Here is a 21,172-nt window from a genome sequence, read left to right on the forward strand (position 1 = left end):
GCAACTTGTCATTGACCGCCTCTGACCCACAATCAAGTCTGGGTCAAGTATTTATGCTGTAAGAAAAACAGCGTTTATGGGAATTTTGAATAAAAATAACTCACTGTCGTTCTTTCTGTAACGTCTTATGCAATTCTTGCCAAACGCCAATATATGACTCAGTCATCTTACCTAACGTAAACTCCGGTCGATTAACACTATTACGGAATATCTGCGCCTTCTGGTCTTTACGTAATTGCTCGACATCCGAAAGATAAGTAATAATTCGCTTTTGGATCGCGGCGATAGTTGGTTCGCAAGCATATTCCGGCTGCATATAACTATCCATACCTAATCCTGGCGTGGCGATTAATGCGCAGTTCGACAACAATGCTTCCAGACCAACAATACCGTAGCTTTCCTGCATACTTGGGAAAACGACGATATCAGTTTCCGCCAGCGCCCGTTTTTTCTCTTCCCCTTGCACAAAGGTTAAACCTTTAAAACCTTCTTTTTCCATATAATCGGGGATTTTTTCAGGCCCATAAACCCGGGCTTCTATGCGCTGCCGATAGGTTGGTGGAAGTGTATTGATGGCATCACGGAAAATCAGGAAATTTTTCACAATATCGGTAAAGCGACCAAAAAAGCTAATCACGACTTTGCCTTCAGGATGGGGAATTTTATCCGCCGGATAATCTGCGAAATCCACACCGATTGGAAACAGGTGAGGTGGGACGATATCCGCCGAGACATGCTGAATAACAGAGCGATGGGCCCAATCGCTATGAAGAACCACCGCGCCACTTTGCCGCACGGCGATCCTCTGCTCCCAGTAATGCTGCATTCCTTTTTGTGTCCGGGTCAGATAGTGTTGCATACCGATATAGCTGGAATGCAGCGTGAACTGAACGCGGTTTAGCTCAAAAAAGAACGGCAATAGCGGCGAGTTTTCATGTACTGAAATAATGTCAGGTTTGAACTCATTGAGGAGCGGCTGAATTTTTTGCGCTGTACTCCAGGCCACGTTAAGACTGAGCGACTCCAGCGATGAATCGAGAGGTAAGGCCGGTTCTACTGCAATCTCATAATCAGCCAACTGAGAATGTGCTGTCTTTTGATTATTCAGATACAACACTTTAAAAGGATAATTACGCCGTTTTAATTCCGCCCAAAAGTGTTCATTAAAAAAACCAAGACCGCTAAACAGCACGTCCGGGGCTTCAGTTGTAACAATTAAAACTCGTGGTTGCATACCAAATCCTATTATCAAATGCAACGGATAGCCTGCCAGTCAATAAAAAATGACAGGCTTCCATTTAACAATGGCTCTCCACTAGAAACGATATTTAATTCCTAATATAACCAGAGTATCGCTATAGCCACTGTCACCCATTTGCTGCGTGACGTTCCCCCAAAGATCCAGGCGACGAGATAACTGGCCTTCAAGTCCCACTTTTACTTCGCCAATATTTTTGGTTCCATCAATACTATTCTTATAGCCATTCATGGTTGCACCAAAATTATGAGTATTGTGGATCCAGTTGGCTTCGATAAATGGCTGGAATTTACGGTCTTTACCGTTATCAATAGCACTATGACCGTTGGCATAAGTACGAATACCAAGACGACTTTGAATATTGCCATCACCGTCAAAGGAAACTCGTGAACCACCACTACTTGAATGTTCTGTGTGGTCATTGGCGCGAACGTTCATCCAGGTCAGTTGCCCCTTAGGTTGCAAATAATATTTCACACCGTCAGAGATTCGTTCCCCCAGTTTGAACGTATAGCCAGCTTCAATTGATGCCGTAACACCCCGGGATTTATAGCTTTCCGTCGCCAACTGGTCACCTTTTACTTCATTATCAAACCAGTTATATAAAGCCCAGGCATCAACATAACTGCCTGTTTTATCATGCTCATTGGCATACCATGTGCCATACAAGCCCGCACTGTACCCCTCTACAGAACCTGTGGATTTATATCCTGAATATTTTGATTCCGTATTGCTGTTTTGCCTGGCGAATCCGGCCATTACGCCCAAATGCCAACGGTCGAAACCATTGCTACTCCATCGTGCAATATCGCTACCTATTTGAGAGACGTAACGATTCCCCTGATTTTTTAACTGACCACTGCTATCACGAGAACGGTTATGACCGCCAACCTGGCGCAGCCACAAACTGGTCACCTTTTGCTCACCGGTCAGGGCATCAGTATATTGTGTTTCCCCCATACGATCGTGAAGACGCATCAGGAACAGGCTATTGGCGGCCATATGGTTAAACATATAGCTCCCCGGTTCGGGGCGATTGATATTTTCAGGTTCAGGCTTCGGTTCTGGAGTTGGAGTTGGCGTAGGCTCGGGGTCAGGATCAGGTTCCGGGTTCGGTATAACCGGATCTACAGGCGTGACAATCGGAAGCTGTGAACGCAGATACCAGTCACCATCCTGGTTATTCACACTATTTTTATGCAAATAGTATTCATATGCACCGCCAACGACACGACCTTGCTGAATAAACTCACCGGCGGAATCACCGTTAACTTCAATAACTTTGATCCCTTCACTGGTTTTAGCCCCTGTTCCGCCAGAATTATTAATCAGCAGATAACTTTGTCCGGAGGTTGAACCATTAATGATGACTCTGTCTGTAGGAGAACTGTCATCCCCAAGGTAAGTATCCAGCTCAACAGTGCCATTATTACCTACATAATCACCGTCGATAGTAAAACGATCGCCTACTACGTTATTAGCGAGAATTAAACGGCCCTGGTTTTTGAAGGTGGGCAAATTCTGCAACAGCGCGCTGTTTGCGCTGCCATCGGCATTAGCGGTCAGTATAATTTGACCGAGGTTATTTAACTCAGTCGTTCCGCCACCAAAATCACTGGTTGCCACAGAAGCAACCGTATCCCGGACACCATCCCGATCGGAATCTGACCACTGACGAATATTCCAGACGCCCGTTGTGTCATTCACGATCTTATCCTGACCGCTGGTTAATTGAATAACACCAGTCATCGTACCGGCATTGGTGATGCTGGTAGCCGCCCCGTTGTATTGGTAGGTATTAATACCCGACGGATTATTAGTGTAGTTGAGATCATAATAATCATAGCCCGTTGCGCTAATCGCGACATCAGACAATGCCCCCAGCGTTGCACCTTCATCAATCGTGATACTGGAAGTTGCTCCACCGATGGTTTTAATCCCCGCACCTTCAGAGCCGCCATCAACGACACTACCTTCCTGTAAGTGAACATCAAACACACTCTGAGGATCGAGAATAATGTAGCCGCCGCTACTATAGGAATATTCAGGGCCGGTATCCTGTAAACGAATCGCATCTCCAACTTGAGAGCGAATAACGCCTGAGGTTGTCACCCGAGACTCCAGCGCCTGAGAATATATTGCGGCGGTATCTTTACTGGCACTCTGGTTAACAATTTGACTATCGGAATATTGCGTCACGGCTCCCAACGCTAATAGACCGCCGGATGCACCCGCCAGATAAACACTGGCATGTTGGGTTCCACGAACGTTGGTTATATCAAAGATTATACCGCCGGAAGGCCCGGAGATGGGGGCCTGAGGATCCTGCACATCGACATCAGCGGTGTTTCCGGTATAAATATTGCCAGAGGTGCTCACTTCAATTTCAGTGTTGCTACGACCTAATGCCTCTATACCCGTAGCGTCCGAATGAATGGTTGTGCCAGCCTCTAAATGGATAACTGATTTATCCGTAGTCATATAATCAGTTTCGTATTGATAGGCTGGGGTACTAGTAGGATTATTTATGTCAGTATGAATATGGATATTTATTTTGTTATCAGCATAGACACAGCTCGTTTCAGGTCTGGTACTGACATAATCACAAGAATCTGCGGCATAGGCGGTATTGAAAGCCAGAAAGATAGCACCTGCAACCAGGGTTTTGTTAAAGGGATTTTGACCGGCGTGATAGTGTACATTCTGTAGCGCTATTTTAGGTTTTTCAATGTTCCCTTCTGAATAGCACCGATTGTATCTATTATCCATAATAGCTCATCCTGATGAAATTTATCCATTTAATAAAACCGACGAGAGCAATACCACACGCAACGCATTTGGTTTAGGTTAAGAGTCTATACGCCCCATTAATTTTGTAAATAAGAAATATTGAACTTTTGGTTAAAATATCATTCAGTGATAAAAATCAACATTTTCATACTCAAATAAATACACATTCGGGATCAGAAAATGATAGTTATCATACAAATTTCAACTAGTTAAAGTGAAAATGATTTAACAAACGGAATGAGCGATTAATAAAATTGTTAGCGATATAAAATAAGGATTTTTATAAACAACACCAGGAAATTTCCATGATTAATGCGGACAAATCACTCATCTCTTTTGATTATTCAAAAAGTTAAAAAAGAAGATCTGTATCCTGAACAATGGCCAGAAAGGCCTCGAGAGGTCTAACTCTTTATCGTCAACGAAAGTTTTTAATATTTGTTATTATTATTACGTAATAATGGTGCAAGCACAGCATTCATAACAAGTATAAAAGCCATTGCTGTATATATCATTGAAAAACCGAATTGTTGTGCAAAAAAACCTATTGGTGCTGGCGCCATTAATGTACCTAAATAACCGATGCTTGTAACAATACTTATTCCAGTACCTACAGCAATTCCGGGCTGATGGCCTGCGGATGAAAAGATGACAGGAACAATATTGGCAATACCACCGCCAGCCAGAGAAAAAGCCAGAATTGCCTGCCACGGCGACGGTGACAGGGCTGCTGTTAGCATACCGGCTGCTGCCAGAATACTGGATACACGAAGAGTTTTCACCGGTCCATAACGATCACGTATCACATCACCAACGAATCGAACCATTGACATGGTGCATGCAAAAAAAGCAAAAGCAAGGCTGGCTATTTCTATATTAGCATTAAGGTTTTTCATTAGATAACGTGATGACCAGTCGACAACCGCACACTCTGGTATCATTCCAAGAAGAGCCATTATTCCTATAATATAGATTTTAGCCTGGCGGGGTAAAATCGATGATGATTTATTTTTCTGATTCTCTTGTGGATGATCATGAGTGATAAAATGAAGTGCTGTCAAAACCAGAAAAAAAGCGATCCCGGAAATTATAAAAATATGACCAAGGTATCCATAGTTTTTAACTGCATAACCACCTATAAAGCCCGATACAAATAAACCAACGCTCCATGAACAGTGGCACATTGACAGTATTGCGTTAGCTATTTTTCTTTCAACGATAACGGCATTTGCATTCATGGCTACATTCATTGAACCAATCATCGCACCTAAGAGAAATAAAAAGAATACTAATGAAGAAATATTTTTTACAATGCCTACCGGTATTAACGAAACAGATGCTAACACGGCAAATAATCGAACAACTTTTTGTGAGCCAAACCTTGAGATTAACATACCGGACAGAGGCATCATAAATAAAGCCCCCAAACCGAATGTCAAAATAAGTCGACCAATGGTTATATCATCGGCGCCAAAACGAGGGGCAAGCTGTGCTATCTGCACAGCCCATCCTCCTTGTATAAATCCGTTGACAAAAAACAGTACAGTAACGGCCCATCGGGATTTTTGTAGCCGTTCCATGAACATTACTCCTGCTGTGTTAGCCGTTTATTACTATCATGATTAATTACTATTTAATAAAATAGAGTGGCCAGTGCATAATTTAAGCATATAGCTATCTTCACTGTTTCTGATTAATTGTACATTTTGAAAATCAGGAATAATGACTTTTGCACCTAATGGCATAAGATCTTCATCGCCTACGCCAACGCAATAACAACCCGCTGCGACTGCCGATGCAACGCCGCTTTTAGCATCCTCGAAGACAACTGCCTGACTTGCTGGAATCCCCAGACGTTGTGTAGCAAGAAGATAGGGATCAGGGTGAGGTTTGCCACGGGTAACATCATCACGTTCTACAATAACGGAAATGTAAGGCTCTGCATGAAGTAACTCTATGACTCTGTTGATTTTTTGCCGCCACCCGCTGGTGACAATACCAACAGAAATACCTGCCTCTCCGAAAGAAGCAATGAGGCTGGCAACGCCTGGTATAAGTTCACAGTCCGTCGTATTCTCTACATGAATAATATGTGCCTGAACTTTTTGCTGGTCGGATTCCGGGAGATCGCCAAATAATGTCCGGATAGTATAGGGTCCAGGATGTCCGTGAATATGCTTCTGTATATCTTCGTCGGTGAGATGACGTTCATACATCAGAGCCGCTTCACGCCATCCATTTTCAATAACAGTCCGGGAATCAATCAGCACTCCGTCCATATCAAATAAAACAGCTGAAAATTTTTCTCCGTTTTTATTCACTCTATTCTCCTTCAATGATAATAAATATCTATATTTTCATATCGTTCGCTGCTACGACGACCTGTCCCAGCGATATGCATCCATCATTACCAGGTACCAGCTTATGGCAATATGGCTTCAAACCTCTTGATTCAAGTTCATCAAGAGTGTTAACCAGCAAGAATTCATTACAAAAAACGCCTCCGCTCAATACAATCTGGTCAGTTCCATAACGTTCAGAAAGGAGAGAGCTCACGGTTGCTATAATATGCACAATGGTTGAGTGAAAACGTCGGCTAAGATCTTCCTGGTTGATGTTATTGACTAGTATGGACTGAACTAATTCTTTTACTAACGGGCGATAATCAACACTTATATCACCATTGTGAATTTCATCAATTATATAGGTAAATGGTTCAACCATATGAAAATCTTTTTTTAGCAGCGCTTCCATTTCAATGGCAGCCTGTGCTTCATACTCAATCTCTGAACAAATTCCAATAAGCGCTGAAACACCATCGAAAAGACGTCCCATACTGGAAGTCATCGTTGTGTTAATTTTCCTTGCTACCATCCTGGTAAAGACTTCACGGCGATTTTCAGATAAATCAAGAATTGCTGGTAAGGTGATATAACTCTCAACATTTTCACCATATGTTTCGACCAGCAATGATATTGCCATTCGAATAGGTTCTTTAACCGCTTTATCTCCCCCTGGTAATAACATTGGATGTAAATGAGCAACACGCTCCACACTTTCGAAGTCACCAAATAAAAATTCGCCGCCCCATATTGTTCCGTCAGAACCATACCCTGTACCATCGAAAATCACGCCAATGGTTTTACCTGAAAGACCATTTTCTGCCATACATGCGGCCATATGCGCATGATGATGTTGAACCTGAATGACTCTTATTTCAGCATTCTCGAGAGCACTGCGGGTTGAACGAAAGGCCGGGTGTAAATCACAGGCCAGAATATCGGCTTTTTCTATGGCCAGTAATCCTTGCAGATGTTTTATACAGTCGAGATGAGATTTAAATGTTGTATCATTTTTTAAATCTCCAATATGTTGACTAATAAACACTTGTTTACCTTTCCCAATACTTATTGTGGTTTTCAGTTCGGCACCAAATGCCACAACATTGCCAACTGAATAAGGAAGGTGAACAGGGTAGGGAGCATAACCTCGTGAGCGACGCAAAAAAGATATTTGTGCATCGGGGGTGTTTTTTCGCTTAATAACGCGAACAACGGAGTCATCTACTCGTGTACGAATATCGCGATTATTAAGTACAAAGTAGTCTGCAATTTTTCCTAATTGTTCAATTGCATCATTATTATCAATGACAATAGGCTGTCCGGAAATATTTCCGCTGGTCATTATAACGACAGGGAGTTCAGGATCAGCAAGCAACATATGTTGTACAGGCGTAGAGGGCAACATTACACCCAAATTGGGGTTTTTGGGTGCCACCACTTCTGGCAACGTCTGAGAGCGTTTGCGCAAAAGAACGATAGGGCGAGGCCCGCTCTCAAGTAAAGAGATATCGTCAGGGGTAACAACCGCCCACCGGGCTGCGCTTTCACTGTCTGCAACCATAACAGCGAACGGTTTAGCATCACGTCGTTTACGCCGACGTAACTCTCGCACAGCGTCGACATTGGATGCATCCACGACCAGATGAAAGCCGCCAAGACTCTTAATGGCAACAATAGCGCCTTCTTTTAGCCTGTCGATGGTAAAACGTATAATGTCATTAGCTGATATTGATACGCCGTCTTTATCAGTTAGCTGTAGTTGTGGTCCGCAAACAGGACACGCATTGGGTTGCGCATGATAACGGCGATCTTCAATGTCATGATATTCCTTATTGCATTGTGGACACATTATAAAAGATTGCATGGTCGTTTGTGCACGATCATAAGGCATTCCACAGATAATAGAATAACGCGGACCACAATTGGTACAATTGATAAAGGCATAACGATAACGATGATTTGACGGATCGTTCATTTCCCTCAGACAGTCTTTACATACATTTGAATCCGGGGGAACAATTGTATCCATATTGGATAAATTATTGCTTTTTCTGATATCAAAGCCTGAATAATATGGCGCTGGTTTTTCCAGCTCGACCTTATATATATCAGTGATCCGTGCCAGAGGCGGTGGCTGAGAGATCAGTTCATCAATTATGTTATTTATGGTTTGTGAAGATGCCTGCAGTTCCAGCAAAACACCTTCGGAATCATTAAGAACCCAACCGGTTGCACCATGCGTTCTGGCTAATCGATGAACAAAAGGTCTGAATCCTACTCCCTGGACAATGCCGCAAACTCGAAACCGGCAAGTGTCTTTTTTTTCAGAATCAACAGAGTCTTGGTAGTTCTGCACCGTAAAGTTCCTCAATAATAGTATGCGTTCCGTCAGATTCGACCATGCAGACTTCCGGCTGCGAGCCTGATTTAACTTCTCCAATAATCGCTGCATTTTTACCAAAAGGATGAGCGCGGAGTAATTCCAGAACATGCTCTGCCACATCAGGCTCAACAAACAGGCAAAGACATCCCTCATTGGCCAGATTGATGACATCCACACCTAACATATCAGCAGCCATAGCTGCCTCTGGCTGGACAGGCAACGCATCTTTATTAAAAACAATAGGGCATGAAGTGGCTCTGGCGTATTCGTGCAAGACTGCAGAAAGACCACCGCGGGTAATGTCCCGCATGGAAGCTATTTTTCCTGTAGGAGTATTAAGCATAATGTTTTCAATCATATGATTCAGGGGGGCGCAGTCACTTAATATATTACGTTCAAACCCTAAACCTTCCCGAATCGATAAAAGATGAATAGAGTGATTCCCGATATAGCCACTCAGGATTATTTTCTGACCCGGCCTGACATGTGTTATCGAAACAGGAGGCCGCTCCAGCACGCCTATTCCGGCAGTATTGATAAAAAGCTGGTCAGCCTCACCTTTTCCAACAACCTTGGTATCACCGGCAACAATTTTCACACCGGCTAAACGCGCAGTTTCACGAACGGATGCGATAATTTTTAATAAATCTGAGACAGGCATCCCGTCTTCAATGATCAGACTCAGCGTGAGATAAAGCGGGCGGGCTCCACTTACCGCCAGATCATTAACTGTGCCACACACGGCTATTTTACCAATATCACCGTTGCCAAAGATAAGAGGCGTTACAACGAAAGAGTCGGTAGTGAAAGCAATTTTATTTGTTGGTAGATCCAATAAAGCGCTGTCCTCCATCTCTCCCAGATAAGTTTCTCCCAATGTTTCTGAGATACGCTCAACCAGCTCTCTGCTTAATTTTGCACCTGTACCATGATCCAATATGATTGTTTCATTCAATGGCGCAAATAAATTCTCACCAAGTTCGTTATCAGGCGTTGCTTCAGTCATTTTCATGCTGTTGTCCTTTCACCACGTTCAGGTAAATCACCTGTTTTCTCCAGTAGCGACAGTATTTCAGTGGATGGTGCGACGGTCGCACAATATCCAGCAAGCCATTGAAGCGCTCTGTCGGTATCATCTGATGAGGGGGCAAAAACGCAGTCATCAGGAACCCAGACGTTATAACCACGGAAGAAGGCGTCTGCTGCTGTCGTCTGGACACATACGTGAGTTTGCAATCCGGTGACAATCACTGTTTTGACCCCAAGTTCCTGGAGTTTTTGATCTAATTGAGTTTCAAAGAAGCCACTATCCCTGCCTTTGACCACAATAAAATCTGATGGATGGTAAACGGTATTAATGATTTGATTGCCTGGTGTGCCCGCTATTGCTGGTATTCCGGCCGCGCGATTTCGGTATCGACGCTGAACAGCTGGGTCATCAGGATCATGAATAAGTTGTAGATGTATAACGGCTTGCCCCTGGTTTCTTACACCATCAAGAAATTTATTAAATGCTTTCAGTTTTTTATCAAGTTCTTGCGGGTCATTTGTTATTTTATAAGTAAATTCATATTGTAAATCATTTGTCAGAACAGCGATATTTGGCATCTTTATATCCTTATTAAATAATTTTAAATGTTAATAATTCATTCAGACATAAATGAAACACACTGAAACTATCTGTACAGGGCTATACCAGAAGATTAAAAATAAAAGGATATTCATCAAATATAAAAATAATAGATTTTTATTCTCAGATAAAAACCTTGTATAACAATATGAACCATATAGGTATAGTATGTATAATTCCTTTTTTTCAAAAATTGATAAGCAACGGGAATGGATATGAAGCTGCTACGCGCCTTTGTAACACTTGCCAGGTTAGGGAGCTATCATGATGCAGCTGAGGCCATGTACATCACTCAGCCAGCACTAACAAAGAAAATACAGTCTTTGGAAAAAATAACGGGAATTGCCCTTTTTCAACGGGGCCGCCAGGGAGCAAAACTGACAGAACCAGGAAAACAGCTTCTTTCCCGGGCGCAGAACTTGTTGAAACATTATGAAGAGTTTTCAGAATATGCACAAAATTTGCAAAAAGGAAGTTCAGGTAAACTGACTCTTGGATTTGGGATATCCTCGTTTCAGCTAGCTCCCAGATGTGTAAGCCTCTTTCGGGAACAATATCCTGACGTCGAGGTATTACTTGATGATGTTCCTTCTAAAGTTCAATGGGATATGTTACTGGAAGGGAAACTTCTGGCTGGATTTACCCGTGAACCGTTAACAGATAAACTTAACTTCAGTCCGCTAATTACAGAAAGTCTGGTTTTGGCTATTCCTGCGGGAATTACACTTAAGTCGCAAAAGATTCAATCAATACTGAACCAATATCAACTGTTGCAAATGAACCCAGACAGAGGTCGGGGACTGGTTGAACAAACAGAAAAATTTCTGCAAGAAAATAATTACAAAGGTAAGCCTTCTTCTGCGGCAAATGATATCCATACTTTATTGGCTTTAGTTGCTACGGGGAACGGTGTAGCTTTACTACCCGCAGGAACCAACTATTTTTTACCTAAGGGCGTATCGCTTATTAGGCCAGAGGGTAATTATACCAAATGGAATATAGGGATTGCATGGAACCCGCAAATAAATGATATTATCAGGGATAATTTTTTACAAATAGTGAGCACTATTAAATTGAATGGATATTACTCAAGTTAATATGGATGTTTGGATAGTAAAACCTACTACATCCCCAGGCGTGGGAGATTAATGCGACAGAGTCGTTATGTAGCTCTGTCGCGCACAGAAATTAAATCAAAAAAGAAAATGTTATAACCTGAGATTTATGCTTGAAACAGAAAATCATTTCATCATTAACGTAATCCCATCTGTAAAATTAACATAAAAGTTACTTGCAATATCAACAGGTTTCCCATCGACATAAACTAATTTTAAACTATTTAAAGCTGCTACACTCTGATTATCTTGTAGAGCTGCTCCAACTAATTTTAGAGTTGCTTTTGATCCTGATTTAAAATTAATCATTCCCGGCCAGCACTTCTCTGTTGGATGATACATTTCTTCCACAGGATTAATAGGGATAATATCATTCATTGGATTAATTGTTACCTGCGCACTACCTGACAACTGAATAATCTTACCCTGCCCAGCACCCTGTAAAAACTGCTCTGTACGAATACTCACCCTGGCTTGATCAATAACCTCTATCGCAGTAAAACCATTGCTATTGTTGTCAGTATAGTCATTATATATAGTTCTTGATGTAATATTTCCTGATGAAGAATTATAAAAATACAAACCACTCAAAATTCTTAATTCCGAGTCAATATGTTGCGATAAATTATCATTTATTACCAGAGCTGCATTATCCTTAAAACGCAATCCACCAACCTGAAGATCACTAATCCTGGTTGTTGATATTACATTGGCTTGTACATCAAGTATGCTAAACCCCAATAACTCTGCATTATAAAATAACTCAACAACTTCTGCTGATATGGAAAATATCGGCTGCAAAAAATCATTAAAGCCTGCGGTTTTAACGGTTGTTAACGATGCCATTCCGAGAATAACATATTTTAGATCTTCCAATTTAACATAACTATCGTCATATAATGAGAATGTTATTGTATTGTCTACACCGCTAGTAAACCATGTGGTTCTTAATTGCCTGTTACCTAAAATACGGAAATCAGATTTCTCACGAAAAATAAATAACGCAGGACTATGTACAGGAGATGTTGATGGTGCAGCCCAGTTAATAACGCTGGACTCGTTACTAACATCCGGGATAAGAAAAAGAGGACCTGCGATAGCACCATCACCAGTTAAACCGCGAACTTCAAGCCCACACCCTTCCATTTTATTGAATGTTTCTGGACTCCCCTTCAATATGGTTACGCCGGGAGAACTAAAAGTCTGATGATTTGCGGAATCCCAAGTAAACGTAGTGTCTGTATTTTGCATAATAACCTCTTTTCAAGTAAAAGTTTGCAACCCAAAACAGAATCAGGTTGCTGATGAACTACCTGATTTGTACAGGCAGTGGAGTAAAGCATTAATTTATTTCAGAGCAAATTGACATTACGAATATTAATGAAATTTAAAAATAGTTGTTGTTATTTGTAAGTTATATATTGGTATGGGGCAGGTTATTTTAAAAGTATTAAATATTTCAGAAAGGGGGGGTATTGCTTCGTGAGATTAGTGATAGCTTTCAATGATATTCGCAATTAGATTTATCTATCTAACAGCATGATTACTGATCATTTTAACCAATTGGGGAAGTGATTTACTCATATAAATTTATGTATTTCCTCTAATATAGAGGCTCTGCCACAGATAATTTTACCCGTTAAATACTTCAGGCGGCGTAGATATGAAAAAAAATAACCCGCCATTAAGGCGGGTTATTTTTTTAATCTGATTAATCCTGCAATTCTGTCTACTCAAGCTTATGCCGTCTTCGTTATCGCAGATATGCTGATTATCAGGATAGTGTTAGCTCAACGCGACAACATTCGCAGCAGCTGGGCCTTTAGCGCCATTCTCAATCGAGAACTCAACTTTCTGACCTTCATCCAGGGTGCGGAAATCGTTGCTTTGAATCGCAGAAAAGTGAACGAACACATCTTTGCTGCCATCGGCAGGGGTGATAAAGCCAAAACCTTTATCTGCGTTAAACCATTTTACTAAACCAGTCATTTTGTTAGACATAAATATTACCTTCTAAATTTGTGAGCCACACAATGCGGCAAGAATGTGATCTGTATGAAGATTTTGACTTACTAAGGCACTAAAGGAGGAGACTCACGAAGAAGGGTAATCAGAAGATAACACTGAACTGAGACTGCTTTACTAAAACTGCTTTCATAAGGTCTGTCTTGCAAACCAACGATGCTATTAACGCATATTCATTATGGTTATGCAACTTTTATTTTCATTCATGTGTTTTATTTGTTGTGCAGCATTAACAAAGGTAAGCCAGCACGCATGGCTCCGCCTGTTATCCGTTCTGTCAGTGACATGACTCTTGCTCTGAATGTATCGACTATCACCGCAGTGAGCGTTAGGGGGAATCGAGATCACGTGCCCCGTGGTTTCAACTCTGTACGCCTCACCAACTAATGATTACAACCAGACGATGGTGTACTACTTTTACAGCACGGGTTAAATATAACTGACAGTAATTACCAAACAATCCTGATATCGGTGTATTTACCAACTAAAGCACTACTATTTCGGAAACAGAATAAGTGTGTTATAGCCTTATTGTTTTGGCAATCATATATTTACCATGCAAATATTTATTTCGTGATATAGTGAAACCCCATCCGATACAAAATAACTCTCCTATCCGAAATCTCCGTCTCTTTAATTTAAAAAGCCGGAGATTATTAAACAACCACAATAACGTCAGGAAACAATAGATTGTCCGTAAAACGCCACGGCCTGTGCATACAGATCCATCATATCATCCCAGAGATCTCTTGAGTTATGAGAGCGTACTTCCGAGATATATGCTTCATTATTTTCTATAGAAAAAATTGCTGATTTATGATTACCAATTTCACCATGTAAAGGATTAGCCCACCCACTAAATAATAAAAACCCCCATTCCTGAAAAAGACCAGAATTCACTTCACGTTTTATATCATGATATGATTCGATTTCTATTTCATTATAAGGGACATTGTTGATATCGCGGCGGGCAGGGAAAGTACCTTTTTCATCCCAAACCCACTTCCATGCGCTGCCGAATCCATCCCAGGTTTCGACATGTGGTTTAAAGAAGCGAAGAGGTTTAATTACATAAGCTGAAATATATTTCCCTGTGGCTTTTTCCTTAGCAAAAATGACAAATGTTTTACCAATGCAACTTTCATCGATATCTTTTGAAAATGACACTACACCGTCCTGATTGACAGCAACGGTATTGTCTCCTGCATTGGTGGAAAAACTCCAGTCTACCGTATTATTATAGACAACATCATTATCAACCATCATCTGAAATGTTGCCCCAGGAAATAATGTTTTTGGGAAAGACCCATTAGTCATATCTTTTTTCATATCGAAATCATGGTAATTCACCCGAACACCAGTAACTTTTGGCATAAAAAACTCCTTAATTGTTTAATTGAAATATGGGTTAATAAACATAACCAGAATAGAAATATTATTATTTTTATACAGACAAGTGTTATTATTTATTTGTTATAATATTCTCAGTAGTGAGTATTAATTTGGCCTGAAAGATAAACGACGAATAATTTTGTCGTTATAACATCTTGTGTGAGCGGACTTTATGCACCTACCGGATGGCATCTGGATTTGGTTGTTTCGCCGCAACTTCTATGGAAGAAGGTATGTTCCGGGTCAGGGGAACCATTATTGCTTCTACTTATTAAAATGTACCTTTGAAAAAGTAGATTTTCTGAATGACGCTTGTGTGGCACACTTACTTCTAACTTTTTACGTAGCGCATCTGACGTTTTTCGCTGTTGTGAGGTCCTCTATGACCCATCTGTCCGACATTGATCCTGAGATGAATGATTTTCAACCTCTGGTTCCCTCAGAGATCGAGTTATGGCCAACATCTGTAGAAAGTGGCAATCCCCTTAATCCGGCAAGAGCATATTTACTCTCTCTAAATTCGCCACGCAGTCGGCAAACCATGGCATCTTTTTTGGGAATAGTTGCCAGAATGCTCGGAGCCGCCAATGCAGAAACTTGCCCGTGGGGAAGTTTACGTCGCCACCACATCATGGCGGTGGCTGAATTGCTACGGGATACCGGCCGGGCGACGGCGACAATCAATACCTATTTGTCTGCACTTAAAGGCGTAGCGAAAGAGGCCTGGATGTTGAAGCTGATGGATGTTGAAAGCTTTCAGCACATTCTTGCAGTACGTAATTTTCGCGGTAGTAAACTTCAGCGAGGACGCGCGTTGCATCGAGAGGAGATCCGGCAGTTATTTCAGGTCTGCGAAACCGATCGTAGCTGTCGTGGTCCGAGAGACGCCGCGATGTTGGGGGTGTTATTAGGCTGTGGATTGCGTCGTTCCGAGGCGGTAGGGCTTGATTTAAGTGACGTTGTCACTTATGAACGCGCGTTGCGTGTCTTAGGAAAAGGGAATAAAGAGCGGCTGGCTTATATGCCGGAAGGGACGTGGGTAAGATTACAGACCTGGATAGAGCAGGTCAGGGGAGAAGCTCCTGGCCCATTGTTTACGCGCATCCGCCGTTTTGATGATGTGACCTGCGCAAGGCTCACTGACCAGGCGGTTTATCACATTTTGCAGGTGAGACAAAACGAAGCGGGAATTGAAAAATGCGCCCCTCACGATTTGAGAAGAACGTTTGCTACTGCGTTGCTTGAAAACGGCGAAGACTTAATCACGGTAAAAGATGCGATGGGTCATGCCAGTGTCACAACAACGCAAAAATACGATCGCCGTGGCGAACAGCGGCTTCGTCGCGCCCGCGACAAACTGAACTTTGATTAACGAACCATCGGTGTCCTGACAAAGTGCATTTCGTTCATGTCGGATGCGGCATAAACGCCTTATCCGGCCTACAAAATCGCGCAAATTCAATACATTGCATGTAAATGTAGGCCTGATAAGCGTAGCTCATCAGGCAATTTTGCGCATATCCCTCGCGACTGTTAGCGCCAACTGTACTTAACCCCCAGCATTCCCTGAGTGTTGCTATAACCTTTGTCACCTGTTTGCACGCCAACGTTGCCCCAGATGCTCAGGTTAGCATTCACTTTGCCTTCCACCCCGGTACGGATTTCGCCCAGATTACGCACGCCGTCACGACTGATGCTTACGCCATCCATCTTCACGCCAAAGGTTTCGGTATTGTGGATCCAGTTTACTTCCACGAATGGCTGGAACTCACGCTGCTTACTCTCATCCATTTTGTGGTGACTGTTCAGGTAAGTTCTCATACCCAGGCGCGTCTGGATGTTACCATCGCCCTGAGTTTCAATACGGGTCCCATCGTTTCGGTTGTGCGCATTGTCCTTCACGCCCATCCAGGTAACCTGCGCCTGCGGCTGGATATACCAGGTGTTCAGCGTGCTCCGACTGGCGGAAAACTCTCCGGCTTTCAGGGTATAACCCGCTTCCAGTGAGGCAGTCAGTCCTTTCGAACTGTAACTGTCGCTGGCGCGGTTATCTGCTGCCACGCTGTTATTAAACCAGTTGTACAACATCCAGCTATCGACATACGCCCCGGTTTTATCCGCCTCATTCTGGTTCCAGGTGCCGTACAGCCCGGCGCTGTAACCGTTGATACGCCCGTCAGAGCCGTAACCGGCGCGGTCGCTGCGGGTATTGCTGCGCGCGTTTGCATAACCTCCCATCACACCCAAATGCCAACGGTCGGTGCCGTCGGTACTCCACTGTGTGATATCCCCACCCAGTTGCAGCACATAACGGTTGCTCTGCGTTTGCAACTGACCGTCACCGGCAACAGAGCGTTCATGACCGCCGACATGGCGCATCCACATGCTGGCTGCCAGTCCGTCCTCTTTTAGCGCGTCGGTGTAGTGCGGTTCACCAGGACGATCGTGCAGACGGTGGTTAAACAGCGTGTTGGCGGTTGCGATATTGCTGATATAACTACCCGCTTCCGGACGTAGCGCATCTGGTGCCGTCGGATCCACTACCGGTGGATTGACCGGAGCCTCCGGTATAACGGGTCGAACAGGTAGAACAGGGCCTTTCCACTTACTGGTGAGATACCAGTTTTGCGCCGCACTGTCAGTGCCTTTCGCCAACGTATAAACATAAGCGCCAGCTTCCACAGTGCCGGTGGTCAGGGCGAAGTGACCGGTAGAGCTGCCGTCAACATGAACCAGTTCAATACCGTTGTCAGTCTGTTTACCCACGCCCCCGACATTATGCACCGCAATCCTGGTGTTACCGACCGTATCGTCGTGAACGATGAGTTTGTCGGTTTGAGAATCGTCGCCCCCCAGTTCCGTATTCATCACAATCAGACCGTCGTTGCCAGTGTAGTTGCCTGCCACGGTCAGGGTTTTGAAATCATTATCGCTCGGTGTGGAAATCGCGATCGTCCCGGCACTGCTCAGATGGTCAACCAAAGAATCTGCAGTCATACTCCAGCGGCTGACAGCATCAATGTCGACATTCGCCGGGTCGATCCATCCGGTCAGTTGTGCGCCGTTTTGTAGAGTCAGTCGGCTGCCGTTATTACCAATAATATTGCTGGTCAGTTGTGCGCCGCCGTTGATGCCATCAAGGACAAGCTCACCCGCGTTCAGTTCAGTATCTGTAGTCCAGGCCGTCTGTCCCGCCAGCGTCAGGCTGCCATCACCGTTCTTGATGAAGCGGCCGTCAGCCACATTGCCATCGATGATGTCACCGTCAAAACGCGAATTATCACTGTCCGTGGCGTTAACGGCGGTCAGCGATGCGCCGTTGAGCATCAGAATGCCACCGCTGCCGCTCAGGCGGTTAGCCTGCTGATTGTTGCCGTTCAGATCGAGTACACCACCGTTGACGATAATATCGCTGCTGCTGTTCAGTGTGTCGGCGATATCGGTCTGCAGTGTGCCTTCATTAACAGTTGTGCTACCGGTATAGCCGTTGATGGCGGAGAATATCAGCGTACCGCCGCCGGTTTTGCTGAGGCTTTTGCCGTCCCAGCCGAAACCATACGCGGTGGAGTTCAGATTATCTTGCAGCGCGTCTCCCAGGGTAAAGCTGTGACTGTCCGTTACGTTGAACGTACCGTGTGCACTGGAGTCTTCGGTGTTAAGCCAGACCAGGCCAAACTGCGCAATAACATTTTTGCTGTCGTTATCTTTCTTCGCCCATCCGATCAGAAAATGATCTATATCGACATAATCCTGCAAAGCCTGTCCTGCGACGGTATAGCTGAAATCACCGCTGATCCCGTTCCGGGTGCGGATAAGGGTATACTGATTCTCATCAGAAACAGGGGCATAGCCGGAGATATCCAGCGTATTGTTCCCGGTAAGCTGGAGAGTATCGGCGCTCAGTGCCGGGTCACTGGCAATATCAACCTGCGCTGTTACACCGCTGCCAAAATTTGCGTCCGCAGCGACAGTCAGCGTTTCACCGGCATCAACTTTCAGCGTACCGCCAGACATATCCAACCGGTTAGCGCTTACGGAATTAGCAATCTGCAGCTCACCACTGCCTGATTTGTTCAGCGTCTGGACGTTTTCCAGCGTACCGGCAATCATGGCGCGATCGGTGATCGACAGGTTTGCGCCGCTGTTGCCCATCGTCATCAACGCGTCATGCTGGATATCCAGCGAACTGAAACTCTGCGCCATGTTCTGCGCGTCCAGTGTCCCTTCTTTGACATTGAATCCACCGGTGTTGAGGAACTGATTGGCGTTAGCCGTAGATAAGGTCCCCGCACCAATCTTTTCCAGCTTACCAGGGCCGGACAGGACTCCGCCGAGTGTCAGTTGATCGGCTCCGTCGGTTTCAATCGTTACCGTGTCACCTGCTGCAGTACCAATCAGCCGACTACCGGCATTCAGATTCAATTTGCTGTCGCCGTTGCTTTTAATCAGCGAACCATCGGCAAAATTCATGGTGCCGGATGAAAGCACATTCACGGTATTCGCCGCCGTACTGGTTGATAATAAAGTGGCACCGTCCCGCAATGTAAACCGCGTGCTGCTGGTGTTTATGCCATACTGCGCATTATCTTTAAGCTCCAGGAAACCACCATAAACGGTAGTATTGGCATAAATACGCGATTGCGTATTCTGAGAACCAGGCGTGAAATCTTCGCCACTAAAAGTCACTTTCCCATCGGTAGCATCGCTGCCGTTGGTGGTATTAATTCCAACAATGACATTTATTGCCACGCCAGTGGAGTTGAAACTGGTTATCGGATCACGAAACATAATCTGACGCCCAGCGTCAGCAGCAATATTCAACACACCATTCGGCTGGCGGATATTAATCGCATTGGCAACCGCATATGTCATATTGGGCGTTAAGAGATTTCCGACCCCGGTGAAATTTTCATAGAACTGGATATCACTGTTTTTCGCATGTAGCAGACTCGTGCCGGTAAAATTCGCCCCGTTGCCAATCAGAATGGCGCCTGCATATTGGCCATTGGAATAGTTTCCATGCACTTTCATGCCATCGATACCGTTCGTTTCCATCACCAGTCCGGTCTGTGCAACGATAGCTCCCGCAGTATCCCTGACAGCCCGGTTACCATAGATATCAGCGTTACCATAAAGCTGCACACTTCCGTCGGAAAATAGTCCGCCACCCGAACTTATTGCACTGTTATTACCGATAATGACGGTTGCGTCCGTACCACTGAAAATCATATCGCCCGAGTCATGTATCCGCATGACACCTCCGGCAATCGCGTAATTAACATTATTGGTCAGCGTTACGTTGCCCTCAAATATAATATCGGCATTAGTGGTATCTATCGCGGGGTCATAGGAGTAGGCGCTGTTATTGTCAAAAACAACAGTACCGTTCGCACCACGGAAAACCACATCTGAATTTGAGATGATAAGGCTACGATACCCATTATTGGCATGGTTATCGACAAAACGGAGTTGGCTGCCATTGCCGAGTTCATACACAATTCCCGAAGCAGTACCGGAATTATAAACAGCTCCCCCCGTGGAGTTGCTTATTGTCATATCAATACCGTCCAGCAGTTTAATCACTGCTCTGCGGGTTCCACTCAGGCTAATTAAATTAACAGCATTGCCAGTGGCATTAAACAACCAACTGTCTGTTCCCAGTGGCGTATTGCGGTCAACAATAAGCGTTGCCGGAGAAGAGCTCGTACCATTAAAAATGAGATCACTTAAACGCGTTGTCTGATTTGCGCCAGTGCCATAGATTTGTGATAGATAGACACTCTCTCCCGGGAGGATCGACACCGTTGCGGCGAGCGACGACGTAACACAGTTTAGTGTCAATACGAAAACAACCAGCGTCATCGCAGAGCCGGCCAGCATACGACGTCCGGTTCGTTTTCCCCGACTCTTTGCAAACTCCGATACCGCGACCCAGACGCCAGTAGATTCGTTCCGGACAACACGGAATACGTTGTTCATGTTATTCATCCCTTAATGATATGAACATCTCCATCTGGTACATTATTTCTATAGCATTTTACTTAAGGACTACAGATTTATTTTATAAATAAAAGAAGCAATATTCTTGTTTGCAGAGATAAGAATCTTAAGGTATCAGCATTAAAAAATATCAAATGGAATAGCATAAGCCCCCAGTGCAACATTTCAATAAACAAGAAAATAACAGCTAAATGTAACCGTGCTGGCGTGATTATAAAAACATAATCTCTTTATAAG

12 protein-coding genes and 1 pseudogene are annotated in these 21,172 nt (G+C 43.9%); 2 read left to right on the forward strand and 11 right to left on the reverse strand.

Going from position 1 to position 21,172, the window contains the following annotated elements; genetic code table 11:
• Nucleotides 1–100: 100 nt before the first annotated feature.
• The 7 genes from D9597_RS21340 to D9597_RS21370 all read right to left on the reverse strand — a co-directional run bounded on the left by D9597_RS21340 (nt 101) and on the right by D9597_RS21370 (nt 10,381).
• Complete coding sequence (locus D9597_RS21340; RefSeq protein ID WP_165383560.1) at nt 101–1,192, reverse strand: glycosyltransferase family 4 protein; 1,092 nt, start codon at nt 1,190–1,192, stop codon at nt 101–103.
• Nucleotides 1,193–1,315: 123 nt separating this feature from the next.
• Nucleotides 1,316–4,027, reverse strand: a complete 2,712-nt coding sequence (locus D9597_RS21345) for an autotransporter outer membrane beta-barrel domain-containing protein (protein WP_130224568.1) — start codon at nt 4,025–4,027, stop codon at nt 1,316–1,318.
• A gap of 452 nt (nt 4,028–4,479) precedes the next feature.
• Complete coding sequence (locus tag D9597_RS21350) at nt 4,480–5,628, reverse strand: MFS transporter (RefSeq protein ID WP_130224570.1); 1,149 nt, start codon at nt 5,626–5,628, stop codon at nt 4,480–4,482.
• Nucleotides 5,629–5,670: 42 nt separating this feature from the next.
• Complete coding sequence (locus D9597_RS21355) at nt 5,671–6,369, reverse strand: HAD family phosphatase (protein ID WP_240780454.1); 699 nt, start codon at nt 6,367–6,369, stop codon at nt 5,671–5,673.
• Between the two features lie 28 nt (nt 6,370–6,397).
• Nucleotides 6,398–8,746, reverse strand: a complete 2,349-nt coding sequence (gene hypF / locus D9597_RS21360) for a carbamoyltransferase HypF (RefSeq protein ID WP_130224572.1) — start codon at nt 8,744–8,746, stop codon at nt 6,398–6,400.
• Nucleotides 8,721–9,785 (reverse strand): hydrogenase expression/formation protein HypE, encoded by a 1,065-nt coding sequence (hypE, locus tag D9597_RS21365; protein ID WP_240780455.1) that lies wholly within the window; start codon nt 9,783–9,785, stop codon nt 8,721–8,723. Before hypE ends, hypF begins: the two co-directional genes overlap by 26 nt.
• Nucleotides 9,782–10,381, reverse strand: coding sequence for a cysteine hydrolase (locus D9597_RS21370; RefSeq protein ID WP_130224574.1), 600 nt, complete (start codon nt 10,379–10,381; stop codon nt 9,782–9,784). The genes hypE and D9597_RS21370 overlap by 4 nt, the downstream gene beginning before the upstream one ends.
• Before the next feature lie 237 nt (nt 10,382–10,618).
• Here D9597_RS21370 and D9597_RS21375 point away from each other — a divergent pair, with 237 nt between their 5' ends.
• Nucleotides 10,619–11,500 carry a LysR family transcriptional regulator gene (locus D9597_RS21375; protein ID WP_240780456.1) on the forward strand — a complete coding sequence of 294 codons (882 nt, stop codon included), beginning with the start codon at nt 10,619–10,621 and terminating at the stop codon, nt 11,498–11,500.
• Nucleotides 11,501–11,644: 144 nt separating this feature from the next.
• Here the strand turns inward: D9597_RS21375 and D9597_RS21380 are convergent, their stop codons facing one another.
• The 3 genes from D9597_RS21380 to D9597_RS21390 form a co-directional block, all read right to left on the reverse strand.
• On the reverse strand, nt 11,645–12,769 hold the full coding sequence (locus tag D9597_RS21380) for a hypothetical protein (protein ID WP_130224578.1): 1,125 nt from the start codon (nt 12,767–12,769) through the stop codon (nt 11,645–11,647).
• A 534-nt stretch (nt 12,770–13,303) separates the two neighbouring features.
• The gene (gene cspG / locus D9597_RS21385; RefSeq protein ID WP_130224581.1) at nt 13,304–13,519 is read right to left on the reverse strand and encodes a cold shock protein CspG; all 216 of its coding nucleotides are present in this window, start codon (nt 13,517–13,519) and stop codon (nt 13,304–13,306) included.
• A 699-nt stretch (nt 13,520–14,218) separates the two neighbouring features.
• Nucleotides 14,219–14,917, reverse strand: coding sequence for a hypothetical protein (locus tag D9597_RS21390; RefSeq protein ID WP_130224583.1), 699 nt, complete (start codon nt 14,915–14,917; stop codon nt 14,219–14,221).
• 400 nt (nt 14,918–15,317) lie between these two features.
• Between D9597_RS21390 and D9597_RS21395 the strand changes: the two genes are divergently transcribed.
• Complete coding sequence (locus D9597_RS21395) at nt 15,318–16,307, forward strand: tyrosine-type recombinase/integrase (protein ID WP_130224585.1); 990 nt, start codon at nt 15,318–15,320, stop codon at nt 16,305–16,307.
• 161 nt (nt 16,308–16,468) lie between these two features.
• On the opposite strand, the pseudogene D9597_RS23550 reads toward D9597_RS21395, so the two are convergent.
• Nucleotides 16,469–20,902: pseudogene (locus tag D9597_RS23550) on the reverse strand (autotransporter outer membrane beta-barrel domain-containing protein); the annotation flags it as partial.
• Nucleotides 20,903–21,172 lie beyond the last annotated feature (270 nt).

The organism is Escherichia sp. E13S3, from assembly GCF_004212325.1.
In the GTDB taxonomy this organism is placed as follows: Bacteria; Pseudomonadota; Gammaproteobacteria; order Enterobacterales; family Enterobacteriaceae; genus Escherichia.